This window comes from Rhodocaloribacter sp. (genome assembly GCF_056451265.1).
Genome location: NZ_JBWOPL010000005.1, coordinates 16913 through 30168 on the forward strand (window position 1 = coordinate 16913; position 13256 = coordinate 30168).

Annotated in this window: 11 protein-coding genes; 3 read left to right on the top strand and 8 right to left on the bottom strand. The window is 63.7% G+C overall.

All coding sequences use genetic code 11. The features are described from left to right. Positions 1–54: 54 nt before the first annotated feature. The gene (locus AC1HIY_RS00355; protein WP_479574715.1) at positions 55–1542 is read right to left on the bottom strand and encodes a hypothetical protein; all 1488 of its coding nucleotides are present in this window, start codon (positions 1540–1542) and stop codon (positions 55–57) included. Between the two features lie 440 nt (positions 1543–1982). Beyond that, the gene (locus AC1HIY_RS00360) at positions 1983–2534 is read right to left on the bottom strand and encodes a GbsR/MarR family transcriptional regulator (protein ID WP_479574716.1); all 552 of its coding nucleotides are present in this window, start codon (positions 2532–2534) and stop codon (positions 1983–1985) included. Between the two features lie 316 nt (positions 2535–2850). Between AC1HIY_RS00360 and AC1HIY_RS00365 the strand changes: the two genes are divergently transcribed. Further along, complete coding sequence (locus tag AC1HIY_RS00365; RefSeq protein ID WP_479574717.1) at positions 2851–3654, top strand: SAM hydrolase/SAM-dependent halogenase family protein; 804 nt, start codon at positions 2851–2853, stop codon at positions 3652–3654. A gap of 53 nt (positions 3655–3707) precedes the next feature. Further along, positions 3708–4970 (top strand): RNA polymerase sigma factor, encoded by a 1263-nt coding sequence (locus tag AC1HIY_RS00370; RefSeq protein ID WP_479574718.1) that lies wholly within the window; start codon positions 3708–3710, stop codon positions 4968–4970. A gap of 13 nt (positions 4971–4983) precedes the next feature. Here the strand turns inward: AC1HIY_RS00370 and AC1HIY_RS00375 are convergent, their stop codons facing one another. The 6 genes from AC1HIY_RS00375 to AC1HIY_RS00400 all read right to left on the bottom strand — a co-directional run bounded on the left by AC1HIY_RS00375 (position 4984) and on the right by AC1HIY_RS00400 (position 12013). Then, positions 4984–6456 (bottom strand): sensor histidine kinase, encoded by a 1473-nt coding sequence (locus AC1HIY_RS00375; RefSeq protein WP_479574719.1) that lies wholly within the window; start codon positions 6454–6456, stop codon positions 4984–4986. Between the two features lie 12 nt (positions 6457–6468). Continuing rightward, entirely contained in the window at positions 6469–7746 is a 1278-nt protein-coding gene (locus AC1HIY_RS00380; RefSeq protein WP_479574720.1) for an adenylosuccinate synthase, read from the bottom strand. A gap of 207 nt (positions 7747–7953) precedes the next feature. Then, complete coding sequence (locus AC1HIY_RS00385) at positions 7954–8301, bottom strand: STAS domain-containing protein (protein ID WP_479574721.1); 348 nt, start codon at positions 8299–8301, stop codon at positions 7954–7956. A 113-nt stretch (positions 8302–8414) separates the two neighbouring features. Further along, positions 8415–9329 carry a protein translocase subunit SecF gene (gene secF / locus AC1HIY_RS00390; RefSeq protein WP_479574722.1) on the bottom strand — a complete coding sequence of 305 codons (915 nt, stop codon included), beginning with the start codon at positions 9327–9329 and terminating at the stop codon, positions 8415–8417. Between the two features lie 78 nt (positions 9330–9407). Next, positions 9408–11273, bottom strand: a complete 1866-nt coding sequence (gene secD / locus AC1HIY_RS00395) for a protein translocase subunit SecD (RefSeq protein ID WP_479574723.1) — start codon at positions 11271–11273, stop codon at positions 9408–9410. A 209-nt stretch (positions 11274–11482) separates the two neighbouring features. Next, complete coding sequence (locus AC1HIY_RS00400) at positions 11483–12013, bottom strand: hypothetical protein (RefSeq protein WP_479574724.1); 531 nt, start codon at positions 12011–12013, stop codon at positions 11483–11485. A gap of 211 nt (positions 12014–12224) precedes the next feature. Here AC1HIY_RS00400 and AC1HIY_RS00405 point away from each other — a divergent pair, with 211 nt between their 5' ends. Further along, complete coding sequence (locus AC1HIY_RS00405) at positions 12225–13238, top strand: glycosyltransferase family 2 protein (protein ID WP_479574725.1); 1014 nt, start codon at positions 12225–12227, stop codon at positions 13236–13238. Positions 13239–13256: the final 18 nt, after the last annotated feature.

The window sequence follows — 13256 nt, forward strand, 5'->3', positions numbered from 1 at the left end:
TGTTTTCATCGTTTTATACAGGCTATTTTTTTCGTTCTATCGTCGCGCAAGGCATCAATAATTGTACATGTTGCGCCGCACGCGAATCATGTCGGCCATCGCGTCGCTGATTTGCACCCGGGCCATCCAGATCGGCGTGATCCGCTCATAGGACAGGAGGTAGATCTCGAGCACGTTCTTCTCGATGGACTCCCAGCCGATGTAGACCTTCTCCACGCCGTAATTGATGTTGTTCACGAAGCGTCCCGTCTCCTTGTCGGTCAGAAAGAGGTAGGGCTTGATCCGGTCCGGGCGCAGTTCCGGATCATAGGCGATGGTCGATTGCACGGGGTTGTACCGGCGCGCCTTCGGATAGGAGTTGAACCCGAAGCCGAACGTGAGGAACTGTTGCTCGTTGAGCATCGCCATGTCCAGATTCCCGAGCGTGAGTTTGAACGGCAGTTCCTCCCCATCCAGAACGATTTCCACATAGCAATCCGAATCCGGCTGATCGATCCGGTAGAAGGACACCCGGTCCATCTTCCCGGTCCACCAGTAGTTGAAGACCTTCGGGTGGTCGGGCTGATAGAAACCGCGATCGGCAAACTGCGCCACCTTCGCCGGCTCCTTCGTCAGATCGGCATAGGTCTCGAAGCGGTCGCGGTTGACGAAGAGGCCGAGGTCCCACTTGTAATACTGCTCCGCCACGATCGGCTCGATCTTCCTTCCGGTCTGATGCCCGACCTCGATCACGTGCGTGTCCAGTTTGCCGTGGACCCTGCGGATGCGGTCGAAGTCGATCACGGCGTCTTCCACCTGATCGGCGAGCTTCATGTAGTCCAGCGCGAGGGCGGGGTCGATCTCGAGGTCGGGGTTCTTGAGGCGCATCAGCGTCATATAGAGGTCCCTGTCGAGATAGAACCAGCTGTGCGAGAGCGTCCGGTTCTGATTCAGATAGAGGTCGCTCTCCAGGCGCGCGTCGAAATCGCTGTAATCCTCCGTGGTGAGCGTCATCTCCCACTTGGTCGGGTCGAGGCAGTTGTTGAACACGCCGAGGCGATAAACCCGACCGGCCGCCTGACGCATCTCCGGGCTCGCCTCCTCGGCCAGAGCAATCGTGAACTCGTCGTGCTCGCGACGGAACGTGAGCCCGAACCGCCCATATTCTTCGAGCAAGAGTTCGGGCTTCTGCATCTCGCCCGGCAAATCAATGCGCGGAATCAGGCGCATGAGATCGACCGTCCGTGCTTCGACCTTCGTGCCGGCATCGTCGATGAAGGAGAGGTCCACGAGCACCTGCCCCGGCGGCATGCGGTCGCGCAGGCGCATCTCCACGCGTCGGAAGCGCATCTGCCGTTCGTCCACGGCATACGCCGCGTCTTTTTCGCCGGGATCGAACCGATAGTCCCGGCCGGGATCCTCGAGCGCCATGACCAGCGTCCCTCCCGGGGCGGCTTCGAAGATTTTCGCCACCGGCGCCGGCGGCGCCGCCAGACCACGCTCCGCCTTCGAAGCCGTCCATTGATAAGAATAGCAACCCGATACTACTCCGGTCGTCAGCATCAAAGCCAGGGCGACGAACAGGCCGGAAAAAAGCCTCTGCGTATCCGCGCCCTTCGCGCATAGGAATCCCCTTCGTGTGCTCATCATTGGGTCCTCAACGTTCGTATTTCCAAAAAATAGACGGACTCATTCGCATCCCGATCAGGCCTGCTCCGGAACGATCAGATGCAATCGACCTAATTAGGACATCGAGATCTTAATTAAGAAGTACGCAGCATCCAAACACGTTGGGGAAGGAAAGGGGACTAATCACAACATTGGAACATATTTCCTGGAATTGTAACCGGTCGGAGCTTCTTTCGCTGGAGCAGAAATGCTTGAAAACGACGCCCCGGAGCGGCTTTTTGGGGCCACGGGGGAGCTTATCCGGAGTGCAGTGCGCCGCACCGTGACGGAGGGCCGAGCGGTCGATACGGGCGCAGAGACGCCGGGCAAGTCGCCTATTCGCGTGACGACGAGGCGCCGTGGAACTCCTCGGCAAACTGAATGAACTGCTTGATCATCGGCGCATTGCGTTCTTCGAGGAAGGGCAAGAGCGCGCGAGAGAATCCCTCGAACACTTCCATGAGGCGCACCAGATTATCGATGCGAAGGCAGAGTTGTCCCTCGAGCGCATCGAGGTCGGCGCAGGAGCGCTCCGCCTGCCCGCCGGTGAGGATGTCGCGGCACTCCTGGAGTTGCTGTTTCACGGGCTTGATTTCCCGCCGCTCGCGCTCTTTGATGATCTGCGCGGTGATCTGCCAGACGTCTTTTTCCGCGGTATAATAATCTTTTCTCGAACCGGGCTGATGCACCTTGCGCACGAGGTTCCAGTTCATGAGTGCGTGAAGGTTCATGTTGGCGTTTCCCCGGCTGATCCGGAGGCGCGCCATGATTTCGTCGGTGTCGAGGGGTCCTTCGCAGGCGTAGAGCAGGGCGTGGATCTGCGCCATCGTGCGGTTGATGCCCCAGTTCGAAGCCATCTCGCCCCAGAACAGGACGAAGCGTTCCATGGCCTCGTGGTACCGGCGCGACGGCTCGGTCGGATCAGCGGGCCCCGGTGTAGGCGAAGGCTGCTCACGCGGATCACTCATCATCGACGCCGGGTTTCGCTCGGACAAAAGACAGGGTGCTTATGACTGACGCCGTGCATCGCTGTTCCGAGGCGTTTCAATTATTGCCGGGCTCCCGTCTGGTGGACGGAAAGGGCGCAAGCGCCTTATTAATTTTTTCCGGAGCGGGGAAAGCGGGAATCTTCTCCCGCCGCCGAAGTATGAAAGACGCCCCCGGATCGTCACTGTGAGCGCAGCGCCCCATCCCACCCGACGCATGAGCACCTCTCCATCCCCTCTGCTCACCCTGACCACCGACTTCGGCACGCGCGATGCCTACGTGGCCGCCATGAAAGCCGTCATCCTTCGGATCGCGCCGGAGACGCGTATGGTCAACGTCACGCACGAGATCTCGCCGCAGGACGTGATGGAAGCCGCCTTCGTGCTCCGGGACGCCGCGTTCCTTTTCCCCCCGGGAACGGTTCACCTCGTCGTCGTCGATCCGGGCGTGGGGACGGAGCGGCGGCCCGTGGCCGTGCGCAAAGGGACGCACCGCTTCGTGGGTCCGGACAACGGCCTGTTCCCCCTCCTCTTCGACGGCGAGCCTCCCGACGAGGGCGTCGTGCTGGACCGCCCGGCGTTCTGGCGCACGCCCGAGCCGAGCGCCACGTTCCACGGGCGGGACATCTTCGCGCCGGCGGCGGCGCACCTCGCCTCGGGCCGCCCCCTCGCCGACCTCGGTCGTCCCCTCGACGCGCTGACGCCGCTCCACTGGGCGCTCCCCATCGTCGACGGACGCGGCCTGCAGGGCTGGGTCGTCCACGTCGACCGTTTCGGCAACTGCATCACCAACATCCCCCGCACGGCGTTCGAAGCCGCCCGAGAGGGCCGCCCCGTCAAGATTTTTGCGGGCAACACCATTCTCCGAACCGTCCATCGCACCTATGCCGAGGTGGCGCGCGGCGAGCCGGTGGCGCTTTTCGGGAGCAACGATTATCTCGAAATAGCCGTCCACGGCGGGAACGCATCCGAACTGCTGGGCATTCGAAAAGGCGCGCCGGTGAACATCGTGTTTTTATAAACGCCCGTTCCGAACGTTCGCCGCGACGCTCTCGACACGTATGAGCCCGATCCATGCCCGACCTTTCCGCATCCCGCCCCAACCCCCTGCTCCAGCATCTGGACAGCCTCTACACGTTCGCGCAGATCCTGACGCCTGACCCCGGGCAAGCGGCCGACCTCGTGCTCGAGACGTACCGGCGGGCGGCGGAACGCTCGCCGTCGGAGCGGCTCCTGACCGACGAGAAAGCCTGGCTCTTTCAGTTGATGCAGGAATGCTACCGGGAGCGGGCGGGGAAGGACGGCTCCGGGGACGAAGCGGAGACGTCCGGAGCCTCGGCGCTGCGTGAGCTGCGCCTCCGGCTGTGTCGGCAATACGTGGACCGCGCGCTCCCGGTCGCCTTTGCCACGCTCCCCCACGAGCACCGGCTGCTGCTGACGCTGTGCGACGTCGAGAACCTCTCGTGCGTGGAGGCGAGTGTGGTCGTCGGTCTCGACGCCGTGACGGCGTGCGCCCGGCTCGAGGAGGCGCGCCGCACCCTCTCGCGCATCGTCCGCAATCCCGTCTCGAGCGCCGAGCGCCGCCTGCTGTACCTGCTTCCCGAAGAGCCGTCGGAGTGGATGCCCGCCGCGCTTCAGCGCATGATCGCCGACGAGCTCTCGCCTCTGCCGCCGACGCTCCCCCCCGCCGTGGCCGCCGCGCTCGAACCGGACGCCGCCCCCTCCGAAGCCTCTACGCGCGATGCCGTCCCCGTCGCGCGGGGCGGGTCGGGGCCGCGCCGCCCGCGACGCCGGCCGCTGCGCGGGTTCCTCACCGGGCTCGCCATCATCGTCTTCACCGGCCTGGTCGGCTACGGCATTACCGCGCTCATTCCCGAGCCGGAGACCGACTTCAACATCATCACCCTCTCCGCCCGCCACGCCGACGAGGTCCACCCCTCGTTCCGGACCGCCAGTCCCGAACAGGCCGAACGGTACGTGCGCGACCGTCTGGGGCGTCGCATCACCATCCCGAACATCGATCAGGTCCTGTTCCTCGGCGTCGGCTCCGGCGCGATCATCCCGGGCGCCGAGGTGCCGGTGCTCCTCTTCGAAGACCCCGCCACCGGCGAACGGATCACCGTCTTCACGTACAGTTACGCCTTCCTCGAACGGAACCGGGGACGCGTGCAACTCGAACGCGACATCCTCCTCCAGATCGAGAGCGACGACCGTTTCGATCTCCACGACCTCGGCGAACGGAAGGTGCTCGTGTGGCGCAACCGGGACGACATCTTCGTGGCCGTCACCTCCGGAGACGCCGACCTCCTCCGAAGCCGCATCCACTTCCCCTCCTGAGCTCGCGACCGTCTCAAGCCGACGGAAGCTCGATGCGAAACGTGCTGCCCTGACCGGGACGCGACTGCGCGAGGGTGAGCGTGCCGCCGTGGTAATCCTCGACGATGCGTTTGGCCAGGCTCAACCCCAGCCCCCAGCCTCGCCGTTTCGTGCTGTACCCGGGACGGAAGACGTTTTTCCAGTTTCGCCGGTCGATGCCCTTTCCGGTGTCCTTCACTTCTATGACCACCTTCCCGTGTTCCCCCCACGCCTTCACCTCGATCCGCCCCTGCTCCGTCTCGATGGCGTCGAGCGCATTTTTCAGCAGGTTCTCGATGACCCACTCGAAAAGCTCGGCATTGAGCGGCGCGCGGAGTTCGGGCGGCGCTTCCACGTCGAGCGTGATGCCCTGTTGCGGCATCCGGCGACGGATGTAGTCGGCGGTGCGGGCGATGACGACGGCGGGCGACATGGGCTCCAGCTTCGGAAGCGACCCGATGTCCGAGAAGCGATTGGCGACGCGATGCAGGCGGTCGATGTCGTGCTCGATCTCGTTGAGGGCGGCCTCCACCTGCTCGGGCGGCAGGTCCGGAATGCGGAGCACTTCGAGCCACCCCATCAGGCTGGAGATCGGCGTGCCGAGTTGATGGGCGGCCTCTTTGGCCATGCCCGCCCACAGGCTGCTCTGCTCGTTTCGACGCACGTAAGAAAAGCCGAGATATCCGACAAGGATGAACAGCCCGACGAAGATCAGCTGGACGTACGGGAAGATACGGAGCTGTTTGACGAGGTTCGACTCGTCGAAATAGAGGAGCTGGTTCAGTTGCTGATCCCCGTAATCGATCTCGATGGGGATGGGGTCGAACGCCTTCGCCATATCCTCCAGCCGCCTTTCGAGCGTCTCCACCACGCGGAGGGAATCCTCGGGCGAGAGCCCCGTGAAAGCGTCCGGCACGCCGTCGATGTTTCGCCAGTTGACCACGCGCTTCGTGTCGGCGTCGACGACGATGGCGGGGATGTCGAACGTGTTCGGGACCAGGATGGCGTCCGTGATGAAGCTGAGTTCGCTCGCCTCGGGCATACCCTGCGCCCAGAGCACCGCCTTGCGGTACGCCTCCAGACGCTCCGGCGGGAGCGCGCGCGCCCCGGCTCCCGCTTCCCATTCACGGAGCAATTGGTCGAGCTCCCGGAGTTCGGGGAGATACGGGTTGAGGGCCTGCGGCTGAGCCGCCTTCGAGAGCTGCTCATACGCCTTCCCCCAGAGCTGCATGATCGACTGTTCGCGTTCGCCCAGCCGCTTCACGAGCCGGTTCGTGTAGACGAGCGAGGCTACGGCGATAAGCACCGCAAAGACGATCAGCCCGAGCTTCAGGTTTACGGAAACGCGGTAGGCGCGCATCTTCGGGAGCCGGATGGTGGGGATAGAGACGAACGCGACGGGCGAGACGGACGCCTGCGCGCCCGATACAACGGCGAAGCCGCGCCCGGGTTCAGCCGCCGCCCTCACCGGGCGCTTCCGTCAGGGCTGCACGATGGTCTGGTCGCGCTTCGGCCCGGTGGAGACCATCCGGACGGCGACGCCCGTCTGCTCGGTGATGAAGCGAAGGTAATCCTGAGCGGCGGCGGGCAGGTCTTCGAAGCGCCTCACGCCCGTGAGATCCTCCGACCATCCCGGCAACGTCTCATAGATCGGCTCCACCTTTTCGAGGGTCTGCACCTCGCTCGGGAAGCGGGTCGTCTCCTTGCCGTCATACCGATAGCGGGTGCATACCTTGATCGTCTCGAAGCCGGTCAGCACGTCGAGCTTGGTGATGGCGTAGTCGGTGAAGCCGTTGACCATGGTGGTATAGCGGAGGGCGACCAGGTCGAGCCATCCGCAGCGACGGGGGCGGCCCGTCGTCGCGCCGAACTCGTGGCCGAGGCGCCGGAGTCGCTCGCCGTCCTCGTCGAGGAGTTCCGTCGGGAAAGGTCCGTTGCCCACGCGGGTGCAATAGGCCTTGACGATGCCGATGCTCCGTTCGACGGCAGTCGGAGGCACCCCGAGGCCGGTGCAACAACCGCCGGCGGTCGGGTGGCTGGAGGTGACGAACGGGTACGTGCCGAAGTCGACGTCGAGCAGCGCTCCCTGCGCGCCTTCGGCCAGCACGCGCTTGCCCTCCCGGAGCGCCCGGCAGAGATACTGCGTCGTGTCGGTCACATATGGGTCGATGAGCTGATCGAAGGCGACGTACTCCTCGATGATGGCCTCCACGTCGAGCCCCGCCTCACCGTAGATGTTCCGGAGGATCACGTTCTTCTCCTCGATGGAGCGCTTGAGCTTCTTGCGAAGCGTCTCCCGGTCGAGGAGGTCCACCACGCGGATGCCGGTGCGGGCAAACTTGTCCACGTATGCCGGTCCGATGCCGCGCCCGGTGGTGCCGATGGCGCCGGCGTCGCGCGCGCGCTCACGGGCCGCCTCCACCTGTTTGTGATACGGCATGATGAGGTGGGCGTTGTGCGAGATCAGGAGCCTCCCCTCCACCTCGTAGCCGAGCTCTCGGATCATCCGGATCTCTTCGAGCACCGCCGCCGGATCGATCACTACGCCGTTGCCGATCACGCACGTGACGCCCTCGTGAAAGATGCCGCTCGGCACGAGGTGCAAGACGAACGTCTGGTCTCCCCAGCAGATGGTGTGCCCCGCATTGGCGCCCCCCTGATACCGCGCCACGATGTCCACCTGGTCGGCCAGCAGATCGACGATCTTGCCTTTGCCCTCATCGCCCCACTGGCTTCCGATGACGATTGTAACCGGCATGATGCTTCTCCGGAACGTTTATGGTTTTCCGCGCGACGCCCGCGCCCCCGCGTACGGGCGAGGCGACGGGCACGGCACAAGAGAAGGCGGCGAGGCTTTCCCCGCCGCCTTCACGGTTGCTTTCACGGCGGGGGGCAAGGCCCGTGAGCCCGCGCGCGACGCCTGCGCCGCAACGACGGATCCGAACGACCGCGCCCCCCGAAGGGTTTATGCTTCCTCCTCGAAGCTCGCGACCGCTTCATCCACCGAATCATAGTGTTTGAACACGGTGATCAGCTTCGTAATCACGAGCAGCGACTGGATGCGATCGGCCACATTGGCCAGACGCAGGTCGCCGCCGGCATTGCGCATCGTCGTCAGCGCGCTGATGAGCATGCCCAGGCCGCTCGAATTCATGAACTTGACCTTCGAGAGGTCCACGACCACGTTGGTTTTGCCCTTTTTCTTGAGCTCGTGCAACGTCTCGTGCAGCTTGGCGCCGTCGGGACCACCCATGACGTTGCCTTTCAGTGTGATCACGACGGCGTTGTATCGCTCGTCCACGTTGAAGTTCATCTGTCCTCCGGACTTGAATGGGGGTAATCAGGGAAGGCCTGGACCTGTGAATCCATGCGCAGCACGCGCCACAGGTCATCTCGGTTCTATGTCCCGGGATGTCGCTTCGCGGTTCATTTGCGCCGTTTCTTCGGCATACGCGCATTCAACTCCACCACGATCGGCGACGCCACGAAGATGGACGAATACGTGCCGATAACAATGCCGATGATGAGCGCAAAGGCAAAACCACGCAACACTTCGCCCCCGAATATAAAGAGCGTCAGGACCACGAGCAAGGTCGTCCCGGAAGTGATGATGGTGCGGCTGAGCGTGTTGTTGATCGACCGGTTCACCACTTTGTCGTACGATTCCGTCTTGAACAGATTCGTGTACTCACGGATGCGGTCAAAGATCACCACCGTATCGTTGAGCGAATAGCCGACGATGGTCAGAAAAGCAGCGATGATCGTCTGATCGACCTGCAGCGAGAACGGCAGCACCCCATACAGGAGCGAGAACGCCCCGAGCGTGATGGTCACGTCGTGGAACAGGGCGACCACCGCCCCGACGCCGAACCGCCATTCGAAGCGAATCAGGATGTAGACGAAGATGACGAGCAGGGATCCGAAGACGGAATAGATGGCGCCGCGTTTCAGATCCTCCGCGAAGCGCGGCCACAAGGTGTTCGTCTTGACGACCTTGGGATTCGACTCGGGAAAAGCGGACTCGATACCCTCAACGATCTGATCCTTCCGCTGGGTGATGTCGCTGTCGGCGAGGGTGCGGATGAGCAGCGCATTTTCACCGAAGGCCTTCACCTCGGGCGCCTGCCCGAGCACATCGGACAACACCGAACGCACCTCGGTCGTCACCAGCGGCTGATCGGTCTCAATGACAAACTCCATACCGCCCTTGAAGTCGATGCCGAGTTCGAGGCCGTGGATGAAGATGGATCCGAGGCTGATCAGAATCAGAACCCCGGAGAATAAATACGCCTTTATCCGATTCTGGATGAAGTCTATTTTGGTGTTTTCAAAAATTCGCATGGTCGTTTCTCTCAATGCTTGTCGCCCGGAAGCGACGGATTCAACATCTTTTGCATGACCCGGTCGAGCGGGCGCGCTTTATCCGAAGCTCACCACCTTCCGACGCTCGATCACGAGGTAGTCGAAGATGATGCGAGTGAAGACGATGGCGGTGAACATCGAGGACAGGATGCCGGCCATCAGCGTGACGGCAAAGCCCTGAATCGGCCCGACGCCGAACGAGTACAAAATGACGCCCACAAAGAACGTCGTGATGTTCGCGTCGAAGATGGCGCTGAGGGCCTTGGCATAGCCCCCTTCGATGGACGCCTTGAGCGTCTTGCCGGTCGCCTGTTCCTCGCGGATACGCTCGAAGATGAGCACGTTGGCATCGACGGCCATACCGATGGTCAGCACGATACCGGCGATGCCCGGAAGCGTCAGGGTGGCGCGGAAGCTGGCGAGGATGCCCAGGATGAAGATGATGTTGAGGATGAGCGCCAGGTCGGCCACGACGCCGGCGGTGCGGTAATAGAGGATCATGAACAACGCCACGGCCAGCAACCCGACCATGACCGAGTTGAAGCCGGCGCGAATCGAAGCCCGTCCGAGGCTTGGCCCGACCGTTCGCTCCTCGACGATGTCCACCGGCGCCGGAAGCGCGCCCGATTTGAGCACCGTCACGATGTCCTGCGCCTCTTCCCGGGAAGCCAGCCCGGTGATGCTCGTGCGCCCGCTCGGGATGCGCTCGTTGATCACCGGATACGAGTAGACCACGCCGTCGAGCACAATGGCGACCTGTTTCCCGACGTTGGCCCCCGTCAGACGCGACCAGGTGCGGGCGCCCTCGGAGTTCATCGCCATCGAGACCTCCGGCTGGTTCGTGAACTGGTCGAAGTCCACCCGCGCGTCGGTGATGACGCTGCCGTCGAGTTCGACGTCCTTGCGCACCCCGAGGAGGTAATAGATCTCGTGTCCTTCCGGGGTGAACCCTTGCGGCGAGGCCGTATACATCAGTTCGACGTCGGGCGGAAGCATCTCGCGCACCTTCGGGTCGGAGAGCAGTCGGTTGACCTTCGCCGTGTCCTGCTCGACGACGCTTCCGAAGATGGCGCCCTGCCCGACCGGCGTCATCACTTCGAGCAGGCGGTTGCCCGTGCCCTGCTGCTCCTCGTCGATGAGCGCGTTCGGGTCGAAGGTCGAGTCGGCCTCGGCCACGGCGCTCGTATCGACGAGGCTGGAGTCGAGCCCGACCTCATAGTACTCGATGATGCGCTGGAGGGACCGCTGCAACTCCGCCGGGTCCGCCATCAGGTGAAACTCCAGGCGCGCCGTCCCTTTGAGCAAGCCGCGGATGCGGTCGGGGTCGTCGATGCCGGGCATCTCCACGACGATGCGCCGCGTGCCCTGCTTCTGGATCGAGGGCTCGGTGACGCCGTACCGGTCCACCCGGTCCCGGATGATCTCGATGGCCCGGTTGACGGCCTCGTCGGCCTGCTGGCGGAGGTACTGCGCGATCTCGGCGTTGCTCGAACGCCGCGTGATCCCCGCTTCGTCGTTCCGGAAATACCGCGACAGCCGCACATCGGGATCGCGCTTCTCGAACTCCTCCACGAAGGCGTCGATGATCGAGATGTCGCCGGTGGCGGCGCGTTCCCGGGCGGCGGCCAGCACTTCCTCGAAGGTCTGATCCGTATCGGTGGCGAGCGCGCGGATCAGATCTTCGACGCGCACCTCCAACGTCACGTGCATGCCGCCGAGAAGGTCGAGCCCGAGTTTGAGGGCTTTTTCTTTCGTTTCACGAATATCACTGAAATGCTCCTCCAGATAGGCCGACCGTTCCTCTTCCGTCATCGCGCTGAGCTTCTTGTTGATGTAGTAGCTCTTGACGGAAGGATACAGGTAGTAGCCGGAGAGCACCAGGAAGAAAACGGTGATGCCGATCTTAAGTCCGTTACCTTGCATGGTTCACTTTGAGAATGGTTGTGGTCGAAAGCGGAACACGCCGCCGATACGGGAGACGCGGGAAAGAGGCGCGCTTCGGCCCGGATGGCCGGGCGCTTTCCGGACAGGGAAAGGCCGCGAGAGCTAGAGGGGCCGTCCACGCCGGGAAACGTACGTCCCGGCACGTGGATGCGCGGAATGGGGTCAGCCGGTGAACCGGCAGTGAGGGGCTAGGGCCCGAGCGGCTGCGCCGTCACGATCCGGCGCAACGCGTGGGCGAAGGCTTCCGCATGGTTTGCCGAAGCAACGCGCGACAGGGCCGCCGTGCGGAGCAGGGCCTCGGCCTGCCCGGCGAACGCGGCAGGATTGTGCTCCGGGATTTTCATCTGCGGCGCAACCATCGCCGAGAGGGCCGTGGGAGGCAATACGGCCTCGCCGACCACCCGGTGATACCGGCACTGGAGCAAGAACAGAAGCGCCTCGGGAGAGAGCGACTGCCCGGTGAAGGCCTTCGCAAGCGCCTCGCCGGAGTGGCGCCCCGCATACGCTTCGAAGAAGACCGACAGGTACTCGTGAAACGTCCCGGGCGCGCGGACTTCCACGGCCGCCAGCGCTTCCTCGAAGGCTGCGCCCGCCGGCTCGCGCAACTGGCTCCGGAGCCAGTCGGCGAAAGGCAGGACGGAAGGCTGCGCCGACGTCGCCAGCGGCGCGACGAACGACGTGAACGTGCTGACGCCGATCACGAGCGTCAGCCAGCGCATTCCCCATTTCGAGCGCAATCGCCGCATCAGAAGCCGGTGGACAGGAGAGATGAAGACGGGTACATACAGACGGGAAAGTTAGAAAGTTCTCCTCCGCCGATCAACGCCCCTTCGTGAAACTTTGCGAGAGAACACTCACCCCGACGACGGCGCGCCCGCCGGTCTGTTTTTTTCGTAGATTGCCCGCAACGTTTCCCCCATCAGCGAACCGATGCGTCTTCCCGCAACCCCCCTGCTCTCGGTCGTGATCCCCTCCTATTGTGAAGGGTCGGGGGTGATCGAGACGCTCGACGTCGTCGCAGGCGTCCTCCGCAAGGCCGCGATCCCGCACGAACTCATCGTGATCGACGACGGCTCGACGGACGACACGTGGTCGTTCCTCGAAAACGCGTGCGCGACATATCCCCGGCTCCGCGCGGTGCGTTTCAGCCGAAACTTCGGCAAAGAGGCCTCCATCTGGGCCGGTCTCCGGCACGCGAGCGGCGGCGCCGTGCTCGTCATGGACGCCGACCTCCAGCACCCGCCCGGGCTGATCCCGGAAATGTACCGGATCTGGCGGGAAGCGCGCGTGGACGTGGTGGAGGCGGTAAAAACGCACCGGAGCCGGGAGCCGCTCCTGAACCGGCTGGGCGCGCGCCTCTTCTACACGCTCATGAACCGACTCTCCGGCTTCGACCTCGACCGCGCCACCGACTTCAAGCTCCTCGACCGCCGCGCCGTGGACCTGCTCCTCCACCTCGAAGAGCGCAACCTGTTTTTTCGCGGCATCGTGGCGTGGATGGGCTTCGAGCGGGCGCAGGTGTCGTTCGAGGTCCCCGAACGCGCACACGGCCGCTCGAAATGGACCTTCGTCAAGCTTGCCGGGCTCTTTACCCGTTCCCTCACCGCCTTCTCGACGCTCCCGCTCCAGTTGATCACCCTCGCCGGTGTGCTCTTTCTCCTCTTCTCGCTGATCCTCGGGACGAAGGTGTTCGCGCAATGGTGGATGGGCGAGGCGGTGGAGGGGTTCACGACGGTTATCCTCTTGCTGGAGATCATCGGGAGCCTGCTCATGCTGAGCCTGGGCATCCTCGGCACGTACCTGGCGCGGATCTACGAGGAGGTGAAACGTCGACCGCTCTACGTGGAAGCCGCCGTCCTCGCTTCGGAGCCGTCGGACCGGCCGCCCATGGTCGACCCGGATGAGGCCCCTGCCGGGTCTCGGCCTCCTGAGACCAGCGCGTAAACCTGCCCTTCCCCCGAC

Excerpts from the sequence above, each read along its gene's own strand:
- AC1HIY_RS00355 (WP_479574715.1), bottom strand. The coding sequence starts at position 1,542 with ATGCTGACGACCGGAGTAGTATCGGGTTGCTATTCTTATCAATGGACG.
- AC1HIY_RS00360 (WP_479574716.1), bottom strand. The coding sequence starts at position 2,534 with ATGGAACGCTTCGTCCTGTTCTGGGGCGAGATGGCTTCGAACTGGGGC.
- AC1HIY_RS00365 (WP_479574717.1), top strand. The coding sequence starts at position 2,851 with ATGAGCACCTCTCCATCCCCTCTGCTCACCCTGACCACCGACTTCGGC.
- AC1HIY_RS00370 (WP_479574718.1), top strand. The coding sequence starts at position 3,708 with ATGCCCGACCTTTCCGCATCCCGCCCCAACCCCCTGCTCCAGCATCTG.
- AC1HIY_RS00380 (WP_479574720.1), bottom strand. The coding sequence starts at position 7,746 with ATGCCGGTTACAATCGTCATCGGAAGCCAGTGGGGCGATGAGGGCAAA.
- AC1HIY_RS00385 (WP_479574721.1), bottom strand. The coding sequence starts at position 8,301 with ATGAACTTCAACGTGGACGAGCGATACAACGCCGTCGTGATCACACTG.
- secF (WP_479574722.1), bottom strand. The coding sequence starts at position 9,329 with ATGCGAATTTTTGAAAACACCAAAATAGACTTCATCCAGAATCGGATA.
- secD (WP_479574723.1), bottom strand. The coding sequence starts at position 11,273 with ATGCAAGGTAACGGACTTAAGATCGGCATCACCGTTTTCTTCCTGGTG.
- AC1HIY_RS00400 (WP_479574724.1), bottom strand. The coding sequence starts at position 12,013 with ATGCGCTGGCTGACGCTCGTGATCGGCGTCAGCACGTTCACGTCGTTC.
- AC1HIY_RS00405 (WP_479574725.1), top strand. The coding sequence starts at position 12,225 with ATGCGTCTTCCCGCAACCCCCCTGCTCTCGGTCGTGATCCCCTCCTAT.